19 protein-coding genes and 1 pseudogene are annotated in these 24,210 nt (G+C 58.8%); 14 read left to right on the top strand and 6 right to left on the bottom strand.

All coding sequences use genetic code 11. The features are described 5' to 3' along the window. Nucleotides 1–186 precede the first annotated feature (186 nt). Nucleotides 187–717, bottom strand: a complete 531-nt coding sequence (locus IVA95_RS32580) for a transposase (RefSeq protein ID WP_247514220.1) — start codon at nt 715–717, stop codon at nt 187–189. Nucleotides 718–1,360: 643 nt separating this feature from the next. Here IVA95_RS32580 and IVA95_RS32575 point away from each other — a divergent pair. From IVA95_RS32575 to IVA95_RS32530, 11 genes are all read left to right on the top strand, one after another. Continuing rightward, nucleotides 1,361–2,062, top strand: coding sequence for a sugar transferase (locus IVA95_RS32575; RefSeq protein WP_247514219.1), 702 nt, complete (start codon nt 1,361–1,363; stop codon nt 2,060–2,062). Beyond that, nucleotides 2,062–3,237, top strand: coding sequence for a glycosyltransferase (locus IVA95_RS32570; RefSeq protein WP_247514218.1), 1,176 nt, complete (start codon nt 2,062–2,064; stop codon nt 3,235–3,237). Before IVA95_RS32575 ends, IVA95_RS32570 begins: the two co-directional genes overlap by 1 nt. A 32-nt stretch (nt 3,238–3,269) precedes the next feature. Beyond that, nucleotides 3,270–4,529 (top strand): polysaccharide pyruvyl transferase family protein, encoded by a 1,260-nt coding sequence (locus IVA95_RS32565; protein ID WP_249810535.1) that lies wholly within the window; start codon nt 3,270–3,272, stop codon nt 4,527–4,529. Continuing rightward, on the top strand, nt 4,519–5,955 hold the full coding sequence (locus IVA95_RS32560; protein ID WP_247514216.1) for a hypothetical protein: 1,437 nt from the start codon (nt 4,519–4,521) through the stop codon (nt 5,953–5,955). The genes IVA95_RS32565 and IVA95_RS32560 overlap by 11 nt, the downstream gene beginning before the upstream one ends. Next, a complete protein-coding gene (locus tag IVA95_RS32555) occupies nt 5,952–7,745 on the top strand; it encodes a Wzz/FepE/Etk N-terminal domain-containing protein (RefSeq protein WP_247514215.1) in 1,794 nt (597 codons plus the stop codon). The genes IVA95_RS32560 and IVA95_RS32555 overlap by 4 nt, the downstream gene beginning before the upstream one ends. 31 nt (nt 7,746–7,776) lie before the next feature. Further along, nucleotides 7,777–8,601: a methyltransferase domain-containing protein gene (locus IVA95_RS32550; protein WP_247514214.1), complete on the top strand. Its 825-nt coding sequence runs from the start codon at nt 7,777–7,779 to the stop codon at nt 8,599–8,601. Between the two features lie 5 nt (nt 8,602–8,606). Beyond that, nucleotides 8,607–9,521: a glycosyltransferase family 2 protein gene (locus IVA95_RS32545; RefSeq protein WP_247514213.1), complete on the top strand. Its 915-nt coding sequence runs from the start codon at nt 8,607–8,609 to the stop codon at nt 9,519–9,521. Between the two features lie 235 nt (nt 9,522–9,756). Continuing rightward, complete coding sequence (locus tag IVA95_RS39200) at nt 9,757–10,818, top strand: glycosyltransferase family 4 protein (RefSeq protein ID WP_247514212.1); 1,062 nt, start codon at nt 9,757–9,759, stop codon at nt 10,816–10,818. Continuing rightward, nucleotides 10,815–10,937 (top strand): hypothetical protein, encoded by a 123-nt coding sequence (locus tag IVA95_RS38900; protein ID WP_256470331.1) that lies wholly within the window; start codon nt 10,815–10,817, stop codon nt 10,935–10,937. The genes IVA95_RS39200 and IVA95_RS38900 overlap by 4 nt, the downstream gene beginning before the upstream one ends. 2 nt (nt 10,938–10,939) lie before the next feature. Beyond that, nucleotides 10,940–11,803, top strand: a complete 864-nt coding sequence (locus tag IVA95_RS32535; RefSeq protein WP_247514211.1) for a hypothetical protein — start codon at nt 10,940–10,942, stop codon at nt 11,801–11,803. Nucleotides 11,804–11,831: 28 nt separating this feature from the next. Next, nucleotides 11,832–12,893, top strand: a complete 1,062-nt coding sequence (locus tag IVA95_RS32530; RefSeq protein ID WP_247514210.1) for a glycosyltransferase — start codon at nt 11,832–11,834, stop codon at nt 12,891–12,893. Nucleotides 12,894–12,898: 5 nt separating this feature from the next. Here the strand turns inward: IVA95_RS32530 and IVA95_RS32525 are convergent, their stop codons facing one another. Next, complete coding sequence (locus IVA95_RS32525) at nt 12,899–13,690, bottom strand: glycoside hydrolase family 16 protein (protein ID WP_247514209.1); 792 nt, start codon at nt 13,688–13,690, stop codon at nt 12,899–12,901. A 161-nt stretch (nt 13,691–13,851) separates the two neighbouring features. Between IVA95_RS32525 and IVA95_RS32520 the strand changes: the two genes are divergently transcribed. Continuing rightward, on the top strand, nt 13,852–15,405 hold the full coding sequence (locus tag IVA95_RS32520) for a polysaccharide biosynthesis C-terminal domain-containing protein (protein WP_247514208.1): 1,554 nt from the start codon (nt 13,852–13,854) through the stop codon (nt 15,403–15,405). Nucleotides 15,406–15,443: 38 nt separating this feature from the next. Further along, nucleotides 15,444–16,775, top strand: a complete 1,332-nt coding sequence (locus IVA95_RS32515) for a polysaccharide biosynthesis/export family protein (RefSeq protein ID WP_247514207.1) — start codon at nt 15,444–15,446, stop codon at nt 16,773–16,775. 25 nt (nt 16,776–16,800) lie between these two features. Here the strand turns inward: IVA95_RS32515 and IVA95_RS32510 are convergent, their stop codons facing one another. Then, nucleotides 16,801–17,112 (bottom strand): hypothetical protein, encoded by a 312-nt coding sequence (locus IVA95_RS32510; RefSeq protein WP_247514206.1) that lies wholly within the window; start codon nt 17,110–17,112, stop codon nt 16,801–16,803. 297 nt (nt 17,113–17,409) lie between these two features. Here IVA95_RS32510 and IVA95_RS32505 point away from each other — a divergent pair. Continuing rightward, nucleotides 17,410–17,852: pseudogene (locus IVA95_RS32505) on the top strand (NAD-dependent epimerase/dehydratase family protein); the annotation flags it as partial. A gap of 61 nt (nt 17,853–17,913) precedes the next feature. Here IVA95_RS32505 and IVA95_RS32500 read toward each other — a convergent pair. The 3 genes from IVA95_RS32500 to IVA95_RS32490 form a co-directional block, all read right to left on the bottom strand. Then, on the bottom strand, nt 17,914–19,362 hold the full coding sequence (locus IVA95_RS32500; RefSeq protein ID WP_247514205.1) for a family 16 glycosylhydrolase: 1,449 nt from the start codon (nt 19,360–19,362) through the stop codon (nt 17,914–17,916). A gap of 1,159 nt (nt 19,363–20,521) precedes the next feature. Continuing rightward, nucleotides 20,522–22,162, bottom strand: a complete 1,641-nt coding sequence (locus IVA95_RS32495) for an FAD-dependent oxidoreductase (RefSeq protein WP_247514204.1) — start codon at nt 22,160–22,162, stop codon at nt 20,522–20,524. Nucleotides 22,163–22,168: 6 nt separating this feature from the next. Then, nucleotides 22,169–23,797 (bottom strand): thiamine pyrophosphate-binding protein, encoded by a 1,629-nt coding sequence (locus IVA95_RS32490; protein ID WP_247514203.1) that lies wholly within the window; start codon nt 23,795–23,797, stop codon nt 22,169–22,171. Nucleotides 23,798–24,210: the final 413 nt, after the last annotated feature.

Genomic DNA, 24,210 nt, shown 5'->3' with positions numbered 1-24,210 from the left:
CACCTCGCAGAGTCACTCCCGCCAACCCCGCTCGAATTGCCGTTCTGCTCGCGCAGTGCGCGCTTCCGCTTCCGGCCAACACGCAGAATTTGCCCCAGGTGTATCTCGAAACGCGCAATGAGATCGTCGTCCCATCCCTCCAAACTTGTGTCGTCTCTTTTCTTCTCTGGTTTGCACACCGGAACTTCAGTTGGTTTTTGCATGGGGTTTAGCTCCCGCGTGGGGGATCAATGCTGGCGAATCAATGGTTTGCGGCGGTCCAACCTCCGGGTGGTCCGCCGGTGCAAGGCTGAAATTTTCGTTCGCCGGCACGGCAGTGTCAGCTGCATCGTCAGGTGCTCGTATTCCACATTCGGCGGCGGATCGGTTGATCTGCGCGATCATAAGGGCGGCGGTCTTGAAGGAAACATCGATGGCGTGGCTGAGTTGAAACGGCTTGATAGATTCGGTGCCGCAGCCGGTCAGTAGCAGGGCCTTCAGCCATTTGCGAAGTGGGACGTGACTGTACTCAAAGATTGTGCCCGTTCGTACCGAGAAGAGTTTCCGGCAGCCATAGCACTTGTAAGTACCTGTCGACGTACTGCCCCCCTTGAGGAGACCGGTCCGGCGAGTTTCGCCACAATGTGGACATACGACACCGGTGGCCCAAAGGCAGGCTTGGACAAGTTCCAATGCTGCACCCTCATCTCTGAAGCATCGAGAGAGGTCGCGGTGCATGCTTGGGTCCGTTTGCTTCCTAGAAGTCCCCGAAGTGTTCCATTCCACTTTCGATCTCATTCTCGGAAATCCTTACGCCAATAACTACTCAGAACCGTGCGTTTATGAATCCTTCGCGCGTCATCGCGGAAGTGTTGTGAGTGGCATTGCCATTACTTCTGCGAAAGAGAAGTCGACATTGCAGTTGTATCTGCCTGATTGTCGACTCCTAGTCCTGTTTCTTTCCTCCTGCCTGTTTCCAATCTCGGTTGTTCATCTTGGCGCCGCTTCAATTTCGGAAGAATGACAGGGACGCTAATCACAATGAAAAAACATTCGAAACCATTGTTTCAACCGTTGTTCCCACGTTGATGCCGCCCCAATTTCTGAAAACAAGGCATGTGTAATCACAGTACAAAACATTGGAACACACGCGAGCCGATGGGCTGCGGCGACATAGATTGCGTCGCAGACTATGCAACCCCCGCTCCGAATGTGGGATTGTGCTCATCGAGAAATCAGGCTGCATACGCATTGCGCACCGTGGGTTAGAATAATCAAGTTGCGGCGCATTATTAGTTACGCATTAATTCGAGACAAGTTGGTGTCAAAAAATTTGTTCCTAAGACAGCTGCATTGATTTCCTTCAGCGGAGGGCGGGCAAATGCAATTGTTCCAGTTGAGGGAAAGCGCCACCACAGAAGTCGAACTGTTCATCGATAAGCGCATCAAATCGCGATCGGCTAGATATCCGATTGGGGGCGTACCGAAGCGGGTGTTCGATATCCTCGTTTCTTTCTCAGCCCTGCTGGCCTTTGCTCCGCTCTTTCTTCTCATTGCATTGCTTCTGAAAGCCAGCGATCGCGGCCCCGTTCTTTACCGGCAGCCACGCGTTGGCTTTCGCTCTTGTTCCTTCGGCTGTTTCAAATTCAGAACCATGGTGATCGACGGCGACGCAGTGCTCGCGCGCCATCTCCGCGATAATCCTGAAGCTGCGAAGGAATGGGCCGAAACACGCAAGCTAAAGCGAGATCCGCGCGTGACTGCGGTCGGGGATGTGTTGCGCCAGATGAGCTTGGATGAACTGCCGCAGCTCTGGAATGTGCTTCGTGGCGAAATGAGCATCGTTGGTCCGCGGCCGGTCGTCAGCGAAGAAATCGCAATGTACGGATCGAGCGCCGGCCACTATCTCCTGGCTCGTCCCGGCCTGACTGGCGCATGGCAGGTCAGCGGCCGGAATGACGTTTCCTATGAACGCCGGGTGTACCTCGACCGAAGCTATGTCGAGAACTGGTCGTTCTGGAGGGATATCAAAATCATCTTGAAAACTATACCGGTGGTGATTAGAGCCAAGGGCACATACTGATGCGCGTCGCAATAGTCCATTATTGGCTTGTCGGCATGCGCGGTGGCGAGAAAGTTCTCGAAGCGATATGCGAACTCTATCCATCGGCCGACATCTTCACGCATGTGGTGGCGCCAGAGTCGATCTCCGCGACAATCTCTAAGCATCGAATCTTCACGTCGTTTATCGCCAGGCTCCCGCGTGCAAAATCCTGGTACAAGAAATATCTCCTGCTCATGCCGCTTGCGCTCGAGCAATTCGACCTTCGTCGCTACGACCTGATCATCAGCAGCGAATCCGGTCCCGCCAAGGGTATCATTCCTCCCCCGCATGCGGTGCACGTTTGCTATTGCCACTCCCCGATGCGCTACATCTGGAACATGTACCAGGACTATAAGCTTGCATCCGGTTTTCTGACGCGCACAGCGATGACGCTGTTCTCGCACTACCTGCGCAATTGGGATCAGGGCTCATCGGCCCGCGTCGACTTGTTCGTTGCTAATTCCCACAATGTGGCATCTCGAATCCGCAAATACTTTCGCCGCGAATCCGACGTGGTCTATCCACCGGTCGATGTCGACGCGTTCGAGCAGGTCCCGGCTTCTGATGTCCGCGACTACTATCTGATGGTGGGGGAACTGGTTGCCTATAAACGGGCTGACTTGGTCGTCGACGCCTTCAACGCGTCAGGCAGGAAACTTATCGTGATAGGCGGTGGAGAGATGCTTGTTACTCTCAAGCAGCGCGCGCGGCCCAATGTTCAGATTCTGGGACCACAGCCGTTTGCGGTCCTTCGCCATCACTACGCACGTTGCCTTGCTCTGATTTTCCCCGGAGAAGAGGATTTCGGCATCGTTCCGGTCGAGGCGATGGCGAGCGGACGGCCGGTCATCGCGTTCGGCCGCGGCGGCGTTACCGAAACCGTCATCGACGGCGTGACGGGTGTTCTGTTCGCGGAGCAGACGGCGGAGGCGCTGGAGAATGCGATCGCTCGCGCGGAGACGATTAGCTTCTCCACGAGCGACATCGTCCGGCATGCTGCCGGCTTCAGCCGGGAGCGCTTCAAACATCAAATGAGGGAGTCGGTCGAACGGGCATTGCGCGAGAGCGCGACAATTGCTGCCGGCCACCGAAATCAAAATCCATCTCGCGCGGAGCCGCGAATTGTCTATGCGAGCAGGTCTTTGGGAGGATGAGGTCGCTTTCTCTTCTTTGAGTGGTAAATATCATGAAGGTTGTCACCTTCAACGTTAAGTATAGTCCGAACCTCGGTGACGGCGTGATCGCCGATTGCCTCGAAACCGAGCTTGCGCGGCGGCTACCCGATATCCGCATCGAAGCACTGGATCTTTCTGGACGCATCAATCGCGACAGTTCGGCGAGGTCCGGCAGTCGTGTTCTTGCTTTGAAGACATTGCAGAAGATGCCGGCAATCCTGCGCGATGTACTGGTAGAGGGTCTCCTTCGCCTTCACATGCGTCGGAAATGCCGACCGGTCTGGCGCGAAGCGCTACGGGACGCCGATCTGGCGATCGTCGGGGGCGGGCAGCTGATTCAGGACGGTGATCTCAACTTCCCCGTTAAGCTATCGATTGTAGCGTCGGAGTGCAGGCGGAACAATGTTCCGATCGCCTTATTCGGGCTCGGTGTCGCGGAAAGCCGTTCGAGGCGAGGTGCGGCACTGATTTCCTCGCTGTTGCACTCTGACGAGCTGGTGTTTGCCGGTGCGCGCGACGGCGAGTCTGCGAGCCGCCTACGGCGGCGCCGCGTCAATGGCGTCGTCGTGACGCCGGATCCCGGCTTGTTGGCGTCCCGGTTATGGCCCTTATCCGGGCGAGGACCGCGTAAACGCCCCGTTGTTGGCGTGGGGATTACCCACCCGGTCGTTCTGCAACATCATGGCGAGAGACAGCCCGACGACACAACCATCAGAGATCTCTATCAAAGTCTGATCCGGCGACTGCTGGCCTCCGGATATGACGTGACCGGTTTCTCCAACGGGGCGCCGGAAGATCGGGCTTACCTGGACGACGTCGTTGGCTCGATGATGAGCAATGCTGACGAACGGCTGACGCGCGCGCCGGACTGCAAGACGCCTCGGGAACTCGCGGAACTGGTCGGAAGCTTCGACGCCGTCATCGCGCACCGGCTGCACGCGTGCATTCTTGCATACTCCTATCGCGTGGTTCACGTCGGCTTGAGTTGGGATCCAAAGCTCGCTGCGTTTTTTGCGAATGTCGGACGGAGCCGGTATCTCGTCGATTTCAACGATGACGTTGTGCGGGCAATGCCAGAGCTGCTGGCCGCTGCGCGAGTGCAGAAGATCAGCGCTGTCCAACATGAGCGCGTACTCGCATTATCGAGCGCATCGATCGACCGGTTGGTCCTGCTGCTTAAAGGCGAGACACGGCCAAAGCTGATCGAGTCTTCCGAAACCGAAAGCGCCTTGCAGGCGATGCAGCTAGCAAGGTTCGCGCATGATCATTGAGGTTATAGGCGTTGCGACTGTTTTGGCTGGCCTCTGGGTGTTGTGGCAGGGGCCAGTCGCGGCGTTTTGGGTGCTGAGCCTGTCTGCCCTGCTTGGGGCGGCCGCAGCCTTCAAGCTCCCCGCGCTGGGGGACGCAAGCGTCCCACCGGTCATAGTCGTGGCCCTTTTTCTCGTGATCTCCGTTGCGCTGCGTCCGCGCCTGCGCGAGGCAGCGATTGAGAGTCTTGCGCCGTCGGGTCCCGGTTTCTGGCTGCTGTTGTTTACGACTTACGCCGTTGCATCCGCCTATTTCATGCCGCGGCTGTTCCAGGGCCTCACCCACGCCTATTCTCTTGCGCGAAACGACATCGACGTTGGTATCGTCAGTCTTGTTTTGATGCCCCGAGCCAGCAATACGACGCAAGCGGCCTATCTCATCGCCGACCTCGGCTGCTTCATGTGCGTCAGGGCGCTCATGATCCGGGGGCAGGCGAAGGCGATCACCAACGCGTTGATCGTGTGTGCGGTACTGCTGCTCGTCTCGGCCGTCGTTGATGTTGTCGCTTATCATACCGACACGGCATTCCTGCTGTCCTGGCTCCGCAATGCCAACTACCGCATGCTCGATGCCGGAGAAATCGGCGGCTTCAAGCGCATCGTCGGCACATTCACTGAAGCTGGCGCCTTCAGCTATGTCGCGCTAGGCTTCTACGCATTCTGTCTGAGCCTTTGGCTGGACGGGTTTCGCACTCGCATCACCGCAACGCTTGCGCTGCTTCTCGCGCTATGCCTGTTGCTGTCGACCTCGACGACTGCCTACGGATCCTTTGCCATCTTCTCCTCTCTCATATTGGCCGGCGCGCTTGTGAAGCTCGCCAACGGGCAAGCGACGAGGAGGGACTGCGGATATCTCGTCATTTTCTCGATGATCCCGTTCCTGCTTGGAACCGCCATCATGTTCGCGCCGTCGATCTGGTCGGCCATGATGGGGCTGTTCGATGCAACTGTCTCCAGTAAGCTCGAAAGCCAGTCCGGGATCGAACGCATGCGGTGGAACTACTTCGCGATGAAGAATTTCTGGGACACTGCGGGTTTCGGCGCCGGGGTCGGTAGCGTCCGGGCATCGAGCTTCGCGGTCGCGTTGCTTGCCAATACCGGCGTGCTCGGCCTGCTCCTGTTCGTCGTGATGCTGGCGTCGTCATTCACGCCGGGAAGGCTGCTTTCGTTTGATGATGCTGTCGCGCGGGCAGGCTTCCGTGCATGCCTCGCGCTCATTGGCGCAGCCTGCCTGTCAGCGGCTAGCGTTGATCTTGGATTTGTCTTCTTCATCTTCTTTGCGCTTGCGGCCAGCGCGCGACAATTGCGCAAGCGTGAGGCACCGCAATTTGCTGCCAGCAATCCCGCGATCGGCGCGCGGCACTACCAACTGCAGGGGGCTAGCTCATGAGGCAACCGCATTATCCGGCACCGCATGCCGCTGTTTCAGGGGAACGCAGCGACGAAGTGTTCGGCGTCTGGCACATTGTCGCCTTTCTCCTGCAGAACCGCAAGGCGATCGCTGCCTCCATCGCAGTGACCGTCTCTGTCGCGGTAATCTATCTTCTCCTGGCGACGCCGGTATTCGTCGCTAGGACCAGTGTCATTATCGACCCCAATCGCGGTGCCGAACTGTTCAATGCGATTCAGATGCCTGCCCCGATGATGTCGGATCAGTCGCGCGTCGAGAGTCAGATAGAGGTAATCAAGTCGGACCGGGTCGCAAATTCAGTTATCTCCCGCCTGAAGCTCGAGCAGCGGCCGGAGTTCGTGTCCGGACCTTCGGTGGTCGAGGCGCTGCTGGCGCGGATCACCGCGACTTCGACGGCATCCGCAGCAGGGGAGGTGGGCCGAGATGAGAGCACGGATTTGCGCGAGGTCGCGGCGCGCTTTGCTAACAGGCTGTCGACGAAACGAGTCGGACAATCTCTCGTCATAGAGATTGCCTTCTCGTCCGCCGATCCAGACCAGGCCGCAGAAATTGCCAACGCCACGGCCGAGTCGTTCATCAGGGCGATTGTTGAGGTCAAGTCCAGGCTCGCGGAAGCGCAGGGCAAGTGGCTCTCGGAGCGGCTGGAAACGCTGCAGCAGCAGGCGTTCGAGGCAGCGCGCAAAGCCAACCGCTTCCGCTCCTTTGGTGACTCCCTGTCCAGCCAGGACGCTCAGGCAAAGCTCGAGGAATTCGAAAGTATCGCGAGCAGCTATCGCAAGATGTACGATGATTTTCAGCGCCAATACAACGAAACGCTGCAACGCATCAGCTATCCTGATGCCGATGTACGGATCATTTCCCGGGCGGCGCCGCCGCTGCGCAAGAGCAGCCCGCGGACCTTGCTCGTCCTTGGATTCGCGATCGTTCTGGGGGGGCTGGGCGGAACGGCTTTTGCAGCGGTGCGTTCCAGCGGCGATCGCAGCGTGCGTTCTCCAAGGCAGCTAAGCGCAAGTGTCGGAGTAAGCCTGCTTGGTGCGATCAATGACCTTTCAGAGCCGAGGATACTGCGCGAGGGGAAGCTGCCGTGGTTCAGCAGGAGCAGATGGGTGCGCGGAGCCGCGGGTACCCTGAGGGGGATAGTGGGCGGCCGGCTGGATCCTTCGACGAAGAAAGATCTTCGAAGGATGAGAACAAGTATCGCGGCGCTGACCGGTAATCCGGAAGTTCTATGCATCGGCGTGGTCGCGTGTTCGAACGGCGAGGGGGCCACGACGGTTGCGGCATGCCTGGCTCATGAGTACGCCCGAAGCGGCGCAAGAACCATTCTCGTTGATGGATGCGCTGACAGGCGGACCCTGAGCAAGGAACTCGCCGCCGGCAAGACGATCAAAGCGAAGCCGAAAGGGCAGCTCGGGTCAGAGCCTGCGACGGGGCCCGGTGCTCTGGGGTTGGCATTATTGCCGTCTGCTGAAAGTGATCTGCAACCCAATGATACCGATCGGCGCCCGATAGAACGGATTGCGGAAGTAATTTCGGAATCCCGGCTGAAGTTCGAACGGATCGTCGTCGATTTGCCAGCGCTGTTACCTTCGGATCAATGGAAGTCGCTCATTCCATACGTCGATGAGGTGATCGTTGTGGTCCGCTTCGGGAAAACCACCGTCGAGGAAGCAGAAGACGGCACGATGGAACTCAATCTTGCGGGCGGCAAGATGCTCGGTGCCGTTCTCAACCGTGTGCCGGCCATTGTTCGGAAGACCTGGTCATGACAATTGCCGGGCACAGAGAAGGCTGTTTGCGATGACCATCAGAGCGATTTGCGAACCGTCCGCTTCTCCCATGCTGTCGGCCATTCGGAGTCGTCCGCGACTCAAGGCGACGATGAAGAAGTGTCTCGAAGCGATTGGCTATGACACGACCGATTGGGTGCGTGTGGCGATGTACCGGCATGCGTTCGACTTTATCGCGCGGCTTGGACCCGAGCGTCTGCATGTGATGGAAGTGTCCGCCGGCTCGCAATGGAGAAGCAAGTTTGCCTTTGCGTCATTCACCGGGACCAGCTATCCGGCGTTCGATATCTGCAAGGACGTTCTGCCGGAGCAGTTCGACCTTATCATCGCCGATCAGGTCTTCGAGCATCTTAAGTGGCCGGCGCGTGCTGCGCGCAATGTCTATGCGATGGTTCGGCCAGGTGGCCACTTCCTCATCGCAACACCATTTCTAGTGCGCTATCATCCCTCGCCGATCGATTGCAACCGATGGACGTCTGAGGGACTTTCCTGCCTGCTGCAGGAGGCAGGATTCCCCGAAGCCGAAATCCAGACCTTCGCCTGGGGCAATCGTTCGTGCCTCAAGGCGAACCTGTCGGCATGGCGCAAGCGCGGCTTCTTTGGCTCGTTACGCAACGAACCAGACGTTCCCATTATGGTGTGGGCGTACGCCAGGAAGCCGCTTCAGCCTGCAAAGGCAGAAACCATTGCCTCCCTGCAGGGACGCTCGATGCCTGTCCAATCAAACGCGGGCATCGAGTCGCTGTGCGGGGCCAATCCTGCTGGGCTCGCGAGCGAAGCATTCGATGCGGCGACACCGCTTAGCGCCGGTTTTAAAGCAGAGGATGCTGGATGAGTGGCATGAGCTCCAATTGGTCCAAGGAACGTGTGCAGCTTGAGCCGCTCAAGGTTGCAGTTGGCATTGCAACAGCGGGTCGTCCGCTCGTTCTCGCACGCATCCTCGAACATCTGGACGCGCAGACGCGTGTTGCCGACGCGGTCATTGTCTGCGGGACCTCTCCAGCCGATGTATTGGGGATCGATCGCGGCCAGACGGGGCTTCGCTTCATCACGAGTTCTCGCGGTCTGACGGTCCAGCGCAATGCGATCCTCAAGGAGGGAGCGGGCTTCGACGTTATTGTTTTCTTTGATGACGATTTCGTGCCCTGTCTCTGCTATCTGGAGGTGGTAGAACGGGTCTTCGAGCGCGCGCCCGATGTCGTCGTCGGCACAGGACACGTTATCGCCGACGGCATTCGTGGTCCCGGGCTGGCCTTCGACGAAGCGCTGACGGTGCTCTGCGAAGACGGTCAAGCGGAACCGACGCTGGAGATTTCGGACGTCCATAACGCATACGGCTGCAACATGGCGATACGCATGGACGCGGTGCGCGCGGGACGGCTGGCGTTTGACGAGACCCTGCCGCTCTACGGCTGGCTGGAGGATCTCGACTTTAGCCGTCGCATGGCAGCATATGGCCGGATAGTGAAGATTGGCGCCGCGCGAGGCGTCCACCTCGGCGTGAAGTCGGGCCGTCAGTCGGGCCGCCGGCTTGGTTACTCGCAAGTCTCCAACCCGCTCTATTTGGTTCGCAAAGGCACCTGTTCGCGCCGTAGGGCGCTGAAGCTCATGAGCCGAAATTTCATTGCCAATTTCGCCAAGACGTTTCGCCCTGAGCCCTACATCGATCGCACAGGTCGATTGATGGGCAACCTTCGCGCGATGCTTGACCTGGTGGGCGGCCGTCTGTCACCGGAACGTGTGTTGAAACTGTAGGGCGTCACGGATGCTGCAAGTGGTTGACAACTGTTGTCCGACATCCGGCTCGCCAAGAACGCGGCCAGTGCCCGATCGCGTCGTCGTCATCAACGATGTATCTCAAGTGCGCGGAGGCGCTACGAATGTGGCGTTGCATTCCGCAGCGTTGTTGAGCAGCGGCGGTATCCCGGTCACTTACTTCGCTGGCGATCATGGCGTGCATTCCGAACCGCGGCTGCGCAACGCAGATGTCGTGGCCGTCGGCGGCGAACATATCCTTCGAGCGGCGTTGCTGCGGGCAACCCGAGACGGGCTCTACAATGTTGCGGCCGAGCAACGCCTGGCCAGCTGGATCGCCTCAAACGATACACCTGGCACAATCTATCACCTGCATGGCTGGTCGAAAATCCTGTCACCTTCGGTCTTCCATGCGCTACGTCCCGTCGCAAGGCGCCTGATTATCAGCGCTCACGACTTTTTCCTGGTCTGTCCGAACGGCGGCTATTTCAACTTCCGAAGCGAAAGTCCCTGCGAATTGCGGCCGATGAGCGCGTCGTGCCTGCTCACCTCGTGCGACCGGCGCAACTATGCTCACAAGCTCTGGCGATCGGTCCGTCAGGAAATTCGTCGTGCGGTATTCGACTTTACCTCGATGGGTGCCAAGGTTCTTGCGGTTCATGAAGGTATGTTGCCGCATCTTGAGCGCGGCGGCATTCCGCGGACACAGCTTTTGACGCTGCGCAACCCGGTCACACCGTGGCACGCGCGCCGCATTGAAGCCGAACGAAACAAGGTGTTCCTGTTTGTCGGTAGGCTCGAGGAGGACAAGGGTGTCGACCTTTTGCTTGCGGCGGCCCGCGACGCGAACGTGCCGGTCCGTGTGATCGGTGGCGGCCCGCTCGCGGACGAGCTTGCCGGGCTTTACCCGGAGGCGGAGTTCGTCGGATGGAAGGGCGCAAACGAGATGGATGCTCTCGTACGAGATGCGAGGGCCTTGGTCATGCCGAGCCGCACCCGTGAGACGTTCGGATTAGTAGCGTTCGAGGCACTTGCCAGCGGCCTGCCGGTCGTGGTCTCCCATTTCGCGATGATCGCCAGCGAGCTGTCAGACGTTGGAGCAGGCCTATCCTGCGATCCCTACGACCGGGCAGCTTTCAGTAGGTTGCTGTCGATGCTGGCATCCGACGACCAGTTGACTGCATCGATGAGCGGTCTGGCTTACGCCAACGCTCGGCGTTATTTGCTGACTCCGAACGAGTGGGTGGAGCGACTTGTCTCGCACTATAGCGACGCCTTGCAGGAAGCTGTGAGATGAACAAGCTTGCGGCGATCCAGATGTTGCGGGCCACTGCGGCGGTTCTTGTCGTGCTGCTGGATGCGATCGTGCCGTCCACAATGACTTGTATCCCCGTTATCGCTCAAGGGAGCCTCTAGTCATGCAGCACGCAACATGGAGCGCCATCGAATCGTCGGCAGTCGCGATGGGTATCTACCGCTTCTATCGCAAATTGGTTCCGCCATCAGCGCGTACCTTGGTGCGCTGGCTTGTGATGCCTCGCTGGAATGCGGCTGCCGCGCTGGTCCGTCATCGTGCTGCGAACACAGTGCTGACGGGGCCGTTCAAGGGGATGCGTCTGAGTCTGACACCGGTGTCTAACCGGAATCTTCTCGGCTATCTTCTCGGCACGCAGGAGGCTGAACTGCATGACGTCGTGCGCCGGGTGATCGCGCGCGGCTATTCGCGCATCATCAATGTCGGCGCGGCTGATGGATACTACGCGCTCGGCTTCCTGCGAGCGATGCCTAACACGAGGGTTACCGCCTTCGAAAGCGCCGCCGAGCATCACGCCGGCCTGATGCGGACGGCGGCTGTGAACGGCGTGGCCGCCAGGTTTACGCTCAAGGGCTTTTGCCGGCCGGATGACCTCGCCGCCGAACTTGCCGGATCCGAGGAACCGACGTTGGTGCTCGCCGACATTGAAGGCGGGGAGCTTGATGTGCTCGACCCTGTCAGGGCCCCACGCTTGTCCGACGTCGACATACTGGTGGAAACGCATGACGCGTTCGTCCCCGACTGTACCGCCAAACTGAAAGCCCGATTTTCGAAATCGCACAGCATCGAGCAGATTGTTTCACAGCCTCGTTCGCTTGCGGATTTCCCGTCTGCGATCATTCCCGAGCTTTCGAAGTTCATGCCGCGGACCGCTGTCGAGCTCATGAATGAGCGGCGTACCGGAGTCCAGATATGGCTCTATCTCACCGCCAAACGGCAGCCGGATGTCAAGCGGTCGCAGTCGTAATGCGCGTGATTTCGGACGGAGGGAGTCCGTGAACATCTTGCTCGCCAGCGGCACGGCATATCTTCCCCACGTTGTCGGTGGTGTGGAAGTCAATACACATGAGCTTGCGCTCGAACTGAACCGTCGCGGGGTAAGGACGTCGGTCTTGTCGCGGTTGCCGTTACGGCGCGTGGACGGTGCATTGCGAGCCGTCAGTAACTTCATTCACGGGACCGATGTGTGCGTGGACCGGCAGCTTGGCTACGATGTGTACTTATCACGGAAGCCATGGGGCAGTCTTGATGGGCTGCCTCTCCCTCGTCTCGTCGTCGTTCAGAACGGGAACATGGTCGAAATCGGCAAGGCGTTCGCCTGCCGTGGCGTGCCGGCGATCGCCTATCTACACGGACTCGAATTTGACATCGGCCGCAGGCGCTGGACCGGCTCGACCGGAAGCCTGCCGTTTCGCGCCTACATCGCCAATTCTGAGTTTACCGCCGCACGGCTTCGCGATCGGTTCGGGGTTCAGGCATGCGTCATTCCGCCTGTGTTTCGGGCGGAGCGCTATCGCGTGGCTGGTGATCGCCGCTGCGTCACTTTCATCAACCCGGTCGTCGAGAAGGGCGTAGAGATCGCACTCGCGATTGCCGAGCAATGTCCGGAAATCCCGTTCCGATTCGTGAAAGGATGGCCCTTGGGAATGCGCCAGGCCGCGCTGCTTAAGGGGCGGATCCGCAGGCTAGCTAATGTCGAACTTGTCGAGCGCAGCGGCGACATGTCGCCGATTTATGCCTCGACACGTGTGTTGCTGGCGCCGAGCCAATGGGCGGAGACCTGGGGCCGCGTCGTCTCAGAGGCACAGTTCAGCGGAATTCCCGTGCTGGCGAGTGATCGCGGCGCATTGCCGGAGACGGTCGGTCCAGGCGGGGCCATCATCAAATACGATGCTCCTGCCTACACCTGGGCCACCGAGTTGAGGCGGATGTGGTCCGACGATCTATATTACCAGCAGTTACAGCAAGCGGCGCTGACGCATTCGCGTCGTCCGGAACTCGATTTTGGGCAGCAGATTGACGCCTTTCTGGCGGTTGCCACAAGGATTGCTGCATGACCCTGTCAACGCTTCTGCCACGCCCGGACATAATCGACATACATGTAGGACGGACTAGGCGTCTCGTCGATCGGCCATCCCGCGCCAAGTCCAAGATCGATCAGCAGGTACATCGGCTGATGATGTTCGGCGGGCGTCGGCACGCTTCCGACCTCACGGCGATCAAAATAGAACCGCGTCCATTCGGCGTCGATCTTCACGCCATAGGTGTGAAAGCCCTCGTAGAGGGCGTTGGGCGGCACAGCGACGAACCTGTGAGTCGAGCGGGATTTTTTCGGTTCCTTGCGATCCCACACATGGATCGCAGCGGTGTAACGCGCGGGCATATGGCCGTAGTGCTCGACCACGTCTACCTCGGACGTGTGAGTAGAGCGATCCAGACCGATCAGCCAAAACGCGGGCCAAAGGCCCTTGCCCGCTGGAAACCTGGCGCGCATTTCGAAGTACCCGAACTGCTGCGCAAAGCCTTTGCCCTCCCGATCGACGGATGCCAAAAGTCCGCTGCGCCACTTCCCATCGGCGCCCTTCGCGACTTCGATGCGGAGCTGGCCGTCTTGCGTCGTGAAGGGAAAGCCGGGCTTCGGATCGGCGAAGGCCGCACTTCCGAAGTCGCCGTTCCACGGCGTGTGAGCGATCCACCGCGTTCCCGGTCCCCACGCGGACACGTCCAGCGAGTCGAAATCCTCGCTGAAGGTTTGCATGAAATCCGAAAGGTTGAGTTTGTCGCCGGTGTCGGCGTGTGCGTTCCTTGCAAGTCCAGCCAGAACAAGGAGCAGCAGGAGTACGCGAGCGACCATGTAAGCACCTCACGCTGTAACGGAGGAGGCCTCCAGCCCAAACAGACTATATCAATGCATCACGGCGATGTCATGCATTGCGGATATCGGAGGCTCGCCAGATTCCAGTGTCATCATGCAGCCGGCCGACGTGCAAGCTCGAAGCCGAAAGGGAGCGCTGCATGTCCGGCTTCGTGAAAAACTCGATGCTCGGTGCGCTGGCGGGAGGCGCAACCGCGCTGGCGAGTTTCTTGAGCAGCATTGCCGTGGCTCGCGCGCTTGGCGTCACAGAGACGGGATCGGTTGCCTATATCATCTGGATTGTCTGGATGGCCGCGCCTTTTGTCGATCTGGGCCTGTCATCGGCTGTTGGACGGTTCTTGCCGTTTTTGTGCGGGAGCGGGCAGCACTGTGTGGCGGAACACCTGGAAAGGAACCTCGCGCAACGGCTCGCGATCTCGGCGTTTGCCGCTGCCTTCTGCGCCATCGTGCTGGTGTGGCTGGTGGGCGACCGATCCATCGCAGAGTTCCTGAGCGGCGGTGTGGTGACGGGCGCATCGATGCCGCTGGTCGTCCTCACGATCCTGCTTGTCGTTGGTCAGGTACTGACTACCCATAGCTACGCTCGTTTGAGGGGGCGGCAGGAATTTGGCATAGCCGCGCGCATCGCAGGCGCTTCGCTCTTGCTTCAGGTCTTTGCTGTGATCGCCGGTTCGCTGCTGTTCGGGACAACAGGCGCGTTGGCCGGTTACCTTGCAGGCATGCTGCTTCCTTCCGTAGTGTGCCTTTCGACGCTATATGGGCCGGCGTCGATCGATCGCACCCTGAGCCGGCGCGTGACCTCGTTTGCGCTCTTCTGTTGGGGCGCGAACGTCACCAGCGCTTTTGTCTGGTCGCGGATCGAGCTGTTCTTCCTTGAACGCTACTGGGGGATGGATTCGGTGGCGATGTTCGCAGTCGCCCTGGCGCTGACCCAACTTGCCATTCAGGGTCCCATGTTGTTGACGAGCGCAGTGCTCGCGTCGCTTGCCGAGAAACGCGGGAGGGACGATCTGGATGCAATGAGAAAACAGTTCGCAGGCGCCACCCGGCTTCTAGCGGCGTTGGTGTTCCCAGTATGTTTTGGCACCGCTGCGATCATTCCAGAGCTGTTGCCCGCCCTCTACGGTGGGAAGTTCGCCTCCGCTGTACCGGCGGCGATGGTCCTTGTTTCCGTTGCGGCGCTGAGCGTATTGTCGACAGTCGGCACCAGTCTGGTGCAGGCGCTCGAGCGAAGTGACTTCATATTCGCAAGCTCGCTCTGCGGCGCTGCATGTGCATTGGCCGCTGGTTTCCTGCTGATTCCCGAATTCGGGGTGATGGGCGCGGCTTTTGCGCGAGTGGCTATCCAGATACTGATGATCGGCCTTGGCTGCTGGTTTATCGTCGCGCGGCTTAGATGCGCTTTTCCAATGCTCGCGGTATTGAAGCTCTGTCTAGCTGCACTCGCCAGCGCTGCGGCGGCATTCTGTTGCATCAGAATCATCGGCCATCCCTCAAGCATACCCTTGGCTATTGTCGTGGGGGGAGCCGTCTATCTGGTTGGGTTGCGCGCGGTAAACGCGGTCGAGCCTGACGATACGGCTTTCCTGACCAATCTTGCGCGATCTCTGCCGCCGGCTCTCGCGGAGATCGCAACTCGTCTGACGAATTTCGTCAGCGCAACGAAGCGGAATGAAGGAATGCTGTTGCCGTGAGATCAAAACCGGACAGTGCGCGCCGGATGGAGATGCTGATGACCACTTCAATTTGGAACCGTCGTGTTATGCCCGGGTGCCTGGGCGCCGTGCTTGCGGCTCTTGGCGTGCTTCAACTTTTTCCCGCACCGGCGCTCAGCGCCGAATATGTTCTTGGCCCGCAGGATAAGATACGCCTGAAGGTCGTCGAATGGCGCGCCGGCAAGGCCGAATACTACGAGTGGGTGCCGTTTGGCGGGGAATACACCGTCAACCCTGCCGGTCGCGTGTCTTTTCCGATGATCGGCGAGATCACCGCGGAAGGCCGGACCAGCGACCAGCTTGCTCGAGCGGTCACGGCAGAATTGTACAAACGCACCGGCTTGATGGGCGCGCAGGAAGCGGCGGTCGAGATCGTTCAGTATCGGCCGTTCTACGTGCTCGGCGATGTGGATCGTCCTGGTGAATTTGCCTTTCGTCCCGGCTTGAGTGTTTTGCAGGCAGTGAGCGTTGCTGGCGGCCTGCAGCGGCTAAGTGAAACCGGGAAACGGGACCAGATCACTGCGGGGGGAAACCTGGAGGCTGCGCGTCTGGAACTGCGGCGGACCTACATCCGTCGCGCCCGGCTCGAAGCCGAACTTGCCGAACAGAAGACGATCACACTCCCGCCCGAGCTTGCCGGCGAGGACGTCGGAAGCCTGCTGGCGGAGGAAGCAACGATCCTGACAACGCGGCGCGACGCGTTGCAATCGCAGCTCACGGCCTTGTCGGAACTACGGTCGCTGTATGAGAACGAGATTGTGTCGCTGGAGAGCAAACGGGTGACACAGGCGAAGCAGATAGCTCTGGCTCAGCGTGAATTGAATACCGTCGGCACACTTGTCGATAAGGGGCTTGCGGTTACGTCGCGGCAGTTCGCCCTTGAGCGCATGACCGCCGATCTGCAGAGTGGGATGCTTGATGTGGAAACCGCGTTAGTGCGAGCCAAGCAGGAAATGCGGAAGACGGAGCGCGATGCAACAGATCTCGTCAAGGACAACAAGGCGAAAGTCTCGGCCGACCTCCGGGAGGCCAAAGCGAGTATCGAGCAGTTGATCAATCGGATGAATATGTCGGAAACGCTTGCTGTCGAAGCGACGATGTCGCTGCGGATGGCTCCAAATGAGGGCGGCGGGAGGTCGCTTGTCTACTGGATACAGCGGCGCAAGGATGGCGCGCTGATGACATTCGCGGCGGGCGAGGGAACACTCGTAGAGCCCGGTGATGTTGTCCGCGTCGAGGTTCATCGCGCGCCGAATGCTGCGGCGTCAGCGTCGCGCAAGGGTGTCGCGACAGCGGAATCCAACTCGGGGAGTTACGCCACCATTGTTTCGCAGTCGGGCGAGCAGTAGAGCAGAACACTCAGCCAACTGAGCGTCAGCTGGTGGAATTGTCGGTGTTGCGCGCGCGCGCGACATGCGGATCCGCATGCCGCCCCCTAAGCCCGGGCGAACGGGCCTTCAGCTTTGTGAGAAGAATTCGAGCGACGACGGCTCCAACGTATCCGACCTGCAGGAAAAGTAACGCTGACAGCAGCTCGATTGCCAGCACCTTCCAGGAGGCGCTGACCGGGCCGATCAGTAGTCCGTATACCGCGATGAATGCTGCGACGCCTATTGCAAAAGCGCCGAAACGAAGAACGACGCCGCAGGCAAAGCCTGCGGCTATGAATAAAGTGCTTGCGAGCATTCTCAGCTACCTTCTCGGTCGGTCACGTCAGCGATCCAACCGAACGTCCCGACCTCTGTCGATAGGCTGCGTCCGAGCCGACAAATAAGATCGAAGATGAATGAAGAAACCGATAAATCGTGCCCAAAAACTAGCGGGAATCGCATTTCGAGAGCTTGAAGGACGATCACCCCGTCGGGTCTGGATAGTCCACGGGCTAAGCAGAACGTTTGCCGGTTAAAAAGCTAAGAGGTCGGAATGAAGAGCGCAAGAGATTTTGCATGCGACGTGTCCGGCTCAGCCACTATCGCGACGCTCCCAATCAACTCATCCGGCCGTTCAAAGCCCGCCATCGAATGGATGCTACGGGATGCAGCGGCATCGGCCCCCTCAGTTACTGTGTGCTGCGCTCCTTCAATGTCGCAGGGGCCGATCCGGCGGTCGTTCGGGGCGGTCCACGCGAGAGGCATTTCATCTCATACATGTGGCGGTGCAGGCGGCGCTCGGTCGGCGGCAGGCGTGGACGTCTTTGGCGCCGATTATCCAATAGCAGACGGATCCTGCATTCGTGACTATGTGCACGTTACCGATCTCGCGCAGGCACATGTCGATGCGCTGACATAGCTGCGAGGCGGCGGGAAGTCCCTGACCTGCAAGGTGGGATATGGCCGTGGCTACTCAATGTCGTTAAGCGCGTAGCCCGCGTCGATTTCGACGTGAGGGTGCGCGAACGAAGACTCGGCGATCCTGCTATCCTTGTTGGACCCAAGTTACCGCGCCAGCATGCCAAGGTTCGTTGCCGCGTGCGCAGCACTGAAAGCCTCAGAGGATGAGGTAATCAGGAACCAGATGCGCCGAGCCAATAACCACACCGAAGTCGGCCATGTGATCGCCGTTGACATCGGCTGACAGAATCCCGTTGCTCAATCGAAGCTGTCCCGCTTCGGCAAAGGGATCCGATCCTATGAAGGTAAAAGCTTGATTGCCACTGACCAGCGTGTTGGCATCGATAGTACCAAGGTCGATGCAATCTCCTGCGGCCCCTGAAAACGCGATGATGGTGTCCCGCGCAGAATATGGGCTTTCCACGGTACTTTCGAAACGGAACGTGTCCGCCCCGCCTTCGCCGTCCAACCGATCGATGCCAGGACCACCGATCAGAAAATCGTTCCCGTTTCCACCATAGAGTTTATCGTTCCCACTCCCTCCGAGCAGCCTGTCAGTGCCGGCATCGCCATACAGATACTCATTGCCGGCCAGACCCGACAGCGTATTGGCGTTTCCATTGCCATAGAGCTGATTGTTTCCGCTGTTTCCGGTCGCGTCGAGGGGGCCTGAACCAGAAAGACGCAGCTTTTCGACGTTCTCGGGTAGGATGTACGATACCGTGGCATTGACGGTATCGAACCCGCCTCCGGGCTGTTCGCGTATTCCAGTGGTCGCGGCATTAACGACGAAAGTGTCGTTGCCGTTCGTTCCGACGAGCACCGAACCGGGCATCGGGCGGTCCAATTCATAGACACGAAAATAATCTACATACAGCTTCTGATGATCGAGTGCAGGATCAATCGGCCAGCCGCCACCGGCGGCCAGATCGATCATGAACATCAGGTCCGTGTTGAGCGTGGCGGGTGTGGGCAGTGAAAAGTGAGCGTGGCCGTCCATGGAAAATGTCATGGTATCCGGTCTGATTTCAACGCCGAAGGTATGCCATCCTGTCGTCAATACACCACGACCGACGAGGTTCTGATGGAATTGGCCCGTGTGGCCTTCCAGGACCGTCCCCTTCCAATTCCAGTCGTGCAAGGAGCTTGAATATCGATCGGCCAGTGCAATGCCGTGCTGCTCCATCACATCGATCTCAAAGACATGGTCTCTTGTCGTCGAGAGACGCTCTTCCTCGATCGCCCAGAAGGCGGGCCACACGCCCTGGCCTGCGGGTAACCACATTCTGACCTCGTAGTACCCATAGGGATCATGATCTTGCGGAGTGGTGCTCGTTCCGTTCGGAAACGTGTTCGAGATGAGGCCGCTCTGAAGCTGGCCTGACGCATTCCGTGTCATTTCGATCTGCAGAGCACTCTCGCCGCCCTGTTGCACGATCGAGAAAGGAGAACTGCCGCCGCCAATAGGCATGAACCGAGCACTACCAAAGCCGCCGCCCCAGGGCTGAGCGGTGTACCAATTGGCCGTTGCCGTCGTGGTATTGGCGATACTCAGCCCAGTGAATTCGTCTGCAAACACGAGTGAATAGTTGGCTGGCGCTGGCATGTTTCCCTCGCAATGCTAAAGGGATTCTGACGCGCCTGAAGTACTCCGACACCAAGGCCAGATCGCGGCGATCGCCTCCCGGCAAACCAGAAAATGCGCTCAAAACGGACACGCTGTTCCATAGCACAGCGACGAGCAGTCAAACGACTTTGCCCGCTTCTGGCCCAGAGGGGGGCGGCGATGCGCCAGAGTACCGCGACTTATGACGACGGCTTTCAAACGTCCTTACGAGCCGAGCTCGCAAAGGGCGTAACCGAACTCGGTTCGAATCCGGCCGACTACGATCTCACACTGGAACCCGCCAAAGTGGAAACCTCCAAGCCCGGTCTCAAAGCCGGAGAACTCTGGCCGCGGATGCCTGGGGGACTACCGAACGCGACACGTTGTCGGTTAGTCTCAGTTCATTCCTTCGAAGATCATCATGATCGGCACCAGCAGCGGCGAGCAGCGCAGGCGGGCAAGTCGTGGCAGCTTGGTGATGCTGACAATGTCGACCATCCCCGTGATGATCATCGGCAGCCGTTCCGCTTGTTCGTTACGACTCGGGCCAGCATCGGCATGCCGATTGTTCCAACGATGTGGTTTCGGCGATCCGGGACGGTCCCATGTCGAGCGCCCAGTCCTCGCCGTCCTTGCGGCGGCGAAAGATCTCTGACACGTAGCGGTTCTTCCGGCGGACCTGGACGCGCCAGTTTCCAGATGCCAAGAGTGAAGGTCGCCACGCGTGTGCACTCCCCAACTCGTGTGCGCGACGTGCACTGAGAGGTCAAAACGGGTCCCCATGATGGACTGGACCGGGACATCTCAAAAAGCGGAGCGCGATCAGCACTTAAGCACGCGCGTTGCGAGTCATGCTGTACCAAATGCTGTACCGTCCGACTGACGATTTCCCTTTAGCGAACAAAATTCTGCGTTAGGCGGCGTACGGCGGCCACAGAGAGCAGTAGTCGTGTCCGCAAAAACTGAGCGGGCCGTGAACTTCACGATAAAGGTTGGAGAAGATGTTGGCGTGGGTTGGTAGCGCCCCCCGCTACTACGGGCGATGATTCAGCCATGCCTTTCGACCATTTCTCTCGCTCGACTACGATCAGGCGACGAGCCGTGGTTGAGTAAATTATGACGTTTGGCGTTGAGGTGCCCGATCCGTGCAAGCGTTGACTTAAGCTCTGCCCGCTAACGTTCTAATTAGACCTAACGAATCCGTGGGCGATGTATTAGACCGCCACGCGACGTGCCGGTCAGAGCGAACGATAATCAGCTTGTGATCCAGCTCAGATGGTCCCCCTGCAACGTCGAGAAGCACGAGCGGCACATTGTGCGCCTCTGCGCTTTTCAATATGGGAGCTACGTCCACGCTAGGATCCGATCGGACCAGCGTGTAGTAAGGACCCAACCTGTCATAGACAGACTCATCCTCGCACAGCCAAAAATGCGGTAGTCGCGCACCAGGCACTGTCGAGGGGGTGAAGCTTCCCATCGTGTATTCCGGTGCTGTTGCGCCATCATATGTGATGATGGGGGAGTTCGCGTAAAAATATCCGAAGTTCAGACCGGCGCAGCAATATTGTTGAACATTCAGTTCATACGCAGCCTTACCCAAGGCTTCCCTTAGTTGGTCGCCACGGGGCCCGCTTGCCTCAATGTCATCTGGTACTGCGCTTCGTTGCTCGAACATCGCGTGCGCGTGGTTCATGGCGAAGTGAGAGACTTGAGCCGTAATCGGCATGCGTTCGGCTTCATAGGCGTCGAGTATTGCATCGCTGGCCCAACCCTTCAGATGAGCGGCAAGAAGCCACGCCAGGTTCTCGGCGTCCGCAATCCCGGCGTTCATGCCATAGCCTGCATAAGGTACCCAGATGTGACTGGCGTCCCCGCATATGAAGACGCGACGTTGCCGGAATCGATCCGCGACCAGTCTTCTCCCAATCCAATCCTCCTTGCTTAGAATTTTGTACTGGAAGTCTGGAGGTACGCCCAAAATGGTACGTATGGATGCATGTCGATCCACACTTTCAAAGTCCGTTTCGTTGGGCTTCAGATAGTTATGGACGAGCCAGCGCTGCTTGCCGTCGATCGCATATACGTTTCCGCTGCGCCTTGGGTTGAGTGAAAACATCGCCCAAGCCGGCGGCGCCGCCATCCTTTCGATGAGATCCGGCGCCTCTATGTAAGTAGACTGAACACGTTGAACGACCGGGTCGCCTTTGAACGTGGCGCCAATCTGCTTGCGCACCACGGAACTGCCACCGTCACATCCGACGAGGAACTTCGCGCGGAATTGGCGTTCGTCGCCAGATGACGATGCAGCAAACGCGGTTATGCCGGACTGATCCTCCCTGAATTCAGTATAGGCCGTTTCATTGAAAATGGTGATACCATCCGTGCTAGCTGCTCGCTGAAACAGGATGGGCTCAAGGAATATCTGATTGATGCGGTGTGGCGGCTCGGGAGTAGGCCACCAACCGTCAGGTCCGGATTTATCGGAGTAGCGATACTTCCTGGCGGGGATCTTGATCCTAGCTATCTCGATGCCGAGCGTCGTGGTTCTATAGCTGACATCGTTGGGGTAGTCCTCCGGCAGTCCGGCATTTCGCAGATCTTGCGAGACGTTGAGGCGGCGAAAGATCTCCATGGAGCGGGCGGAGACGTGATTGCATTTCACGCTCGGCGGTTCGCCGGCGGGGCGTCTCTCTATGATCCCGACGTCAATCCCACGGGAAGCCAAATCGAGCGCCAGCGTGAGTCCGACGGGACCGGCGCCCACGATAAGTACATCAAACTGTGCGGTTTCAGCCAGCATGAGGGATTATCGCTTGGCAAAGGGCGGGGGTACAAGGCGAAGCAGATGCCACGGACTCGGCATAGGGCCGACCTTGGCCTCGATCAAAATCGGTCCGGAATTTGATTGGCGTTCGACAAGAAGCCGCTCCAAATCGGATGGCCCTTCGGCAAGCTTGTAGGGAATCTCGAAGGCGGCCGCGAGCCGGTCATATCTTGGATTGCATAGCTGAACGCCGAACTCCTCACCGAACTGATCCTGCTGCATCTTGCGAACATTTCCAAAGTGACCATCGTTGAAGACCACAATCGTCACGTTGAGATCGTACTTCCTAGCCGTCGACAGCTCCTGTAGTCCCCAGCCGAACCCGCCATCCCCGTTAATGCTTACGACCATGCGCTTGGGATCTGCCGCGGCGACCCCGAGAGCGGTCGGAAACCCATATCCTAGCGTGCCTTGATAGCCTGGTGTAAGGAACGTATTCGGTTGATAAACCGGATAAGCCAGCCGCGCGAAATAACCAACCTGCGTAAGTTCGTTGACCAATACTCCGTCATCAGGGATTCCTGCTCTTAGGGCGCGCACCCAGGCTCCCTGAGGTTCGATCTCGGACATCCGCTCACGTGCAGACGCCCTTAGTTTTCCAAAGTCGACATCGGAAGAGCGGCGTTTTGAACAGGCCGCATGGAGTGCGGAAAGCGCCAGCCGACAGTCGGTCCTGATTGCGATATCAGCCCGTCTCGGCGCTCCGAACACGTTTTCATCGAGATTGATGAAAATGTAGGTCTTGTCATCGGGCGGCCAGGCCGGCTTGCCCATCGCAGTCTCGACAAAGCGGCTGCCAACGATGAGGACTACGTCGGCTAGAGAAACGAGTTCGCGGCCTTCAAGCGTGTTGAATGCCAGGGGATGCCGATCAGATACAGAACCTTTGCCGTTCTCGCCCATGACTATCGGCATTTGAAGTTTTTCAGCGAGGGCCTGCAGTTCGAGGGAGGCGCCCGACGCGATCACGCCGCCCCCTACATACAGTACGGGAAAGCTGCGAGTCGAAAGCGCCTCGGCGGCGCGTTCAATCTCCGCAAACGGAACAGGATCTGTCTCGGTCGGTTCCGCAGGGTCGACCAGCGATATATCGGCAGTTGTGCTCAAGAGATCATGCGAGATCTCGATCCCGACTGGTTGGGGGATTCCTTTCTTTAGTTGCTGAAATGCTTGCCTGACCAGATTGGGGATGTCCTCGGCACGCGATGCACGTCCTTTCCACTTCGTCACCGTTCCCAAAATTGTCGACTGCTCGCGAACCTCATGAAGCAGCCCGAGTCCCTTCCCAACGGCTGATGAATGAATGTCGCCGCAGATGCAGAGTACCCGAGAGTTGCAGGCATAGGCGGTGGCAAGCCCTGCCATAGCGTTTAGAAGACCGGGGCCGGGTACCACCATACAAACGCCGATTCCGTTCGTTGAACGAGCATAACCGTCGGCCATATACGAGGCTGCTTGCTCGTGTCTCGTCACTACGTAGCGAATTCTGTCCTGCATCTTGCGAAGCCCGTCGACAGCCCAGTCGAGCTGAACGCCTGGCACACCAAAGACATCAGTGACGCCCTCCAGCGCGAGCTGACGCGCAAGAGCGTCTCCGCCGGTCTGTTCCATTCAATCGCCTCCGGTGCCCTTCACCACAAACATCGAGGACGTTATGTTGACTTGAGACAGATGTCCACTCCACGAACATTGAATTGAATAGCGGCAAAGCCACTCGAAGGAAACTATATGGACGCGTTGAACACACTGAAGGCGACCCTGACTCGGCCTGGTCTCCTCATCTCCGACCCCCAAATCGTGGATATGGCAACCACCGATTTCAGAGGGTGGTACAAAGGAAACGCCGTTGGTTTGGCACGACCCCGGTCGGTGCGCGAGGTTCAGGACGTCGTCCGGGCCTGCCGCACCGCCGGTTGCGCCATCGTTGCGCAGGGGCGGCAACACCAGCATGTGCGGAGGCGCGGTGCCGGCGGCGGGCGGGCCCTCGCTGATCTTGAGCACGTCGGGACTTGATAAAATCAGGA

This window comes from Bradyrhizobium sp. 157 (assembly GCF_023073815.1).
GTDB lineage: Bacteria > Pseudomonadota > Alphaproteobacteria > Rhizobiales > Xanthobacteraceae > Bradyrhizobium.
The sequence above is the reverse complement of the archived record's forward strand: the minus strand, read 5'-3'. Positions and strand labels throughout refer to the sequence as shown.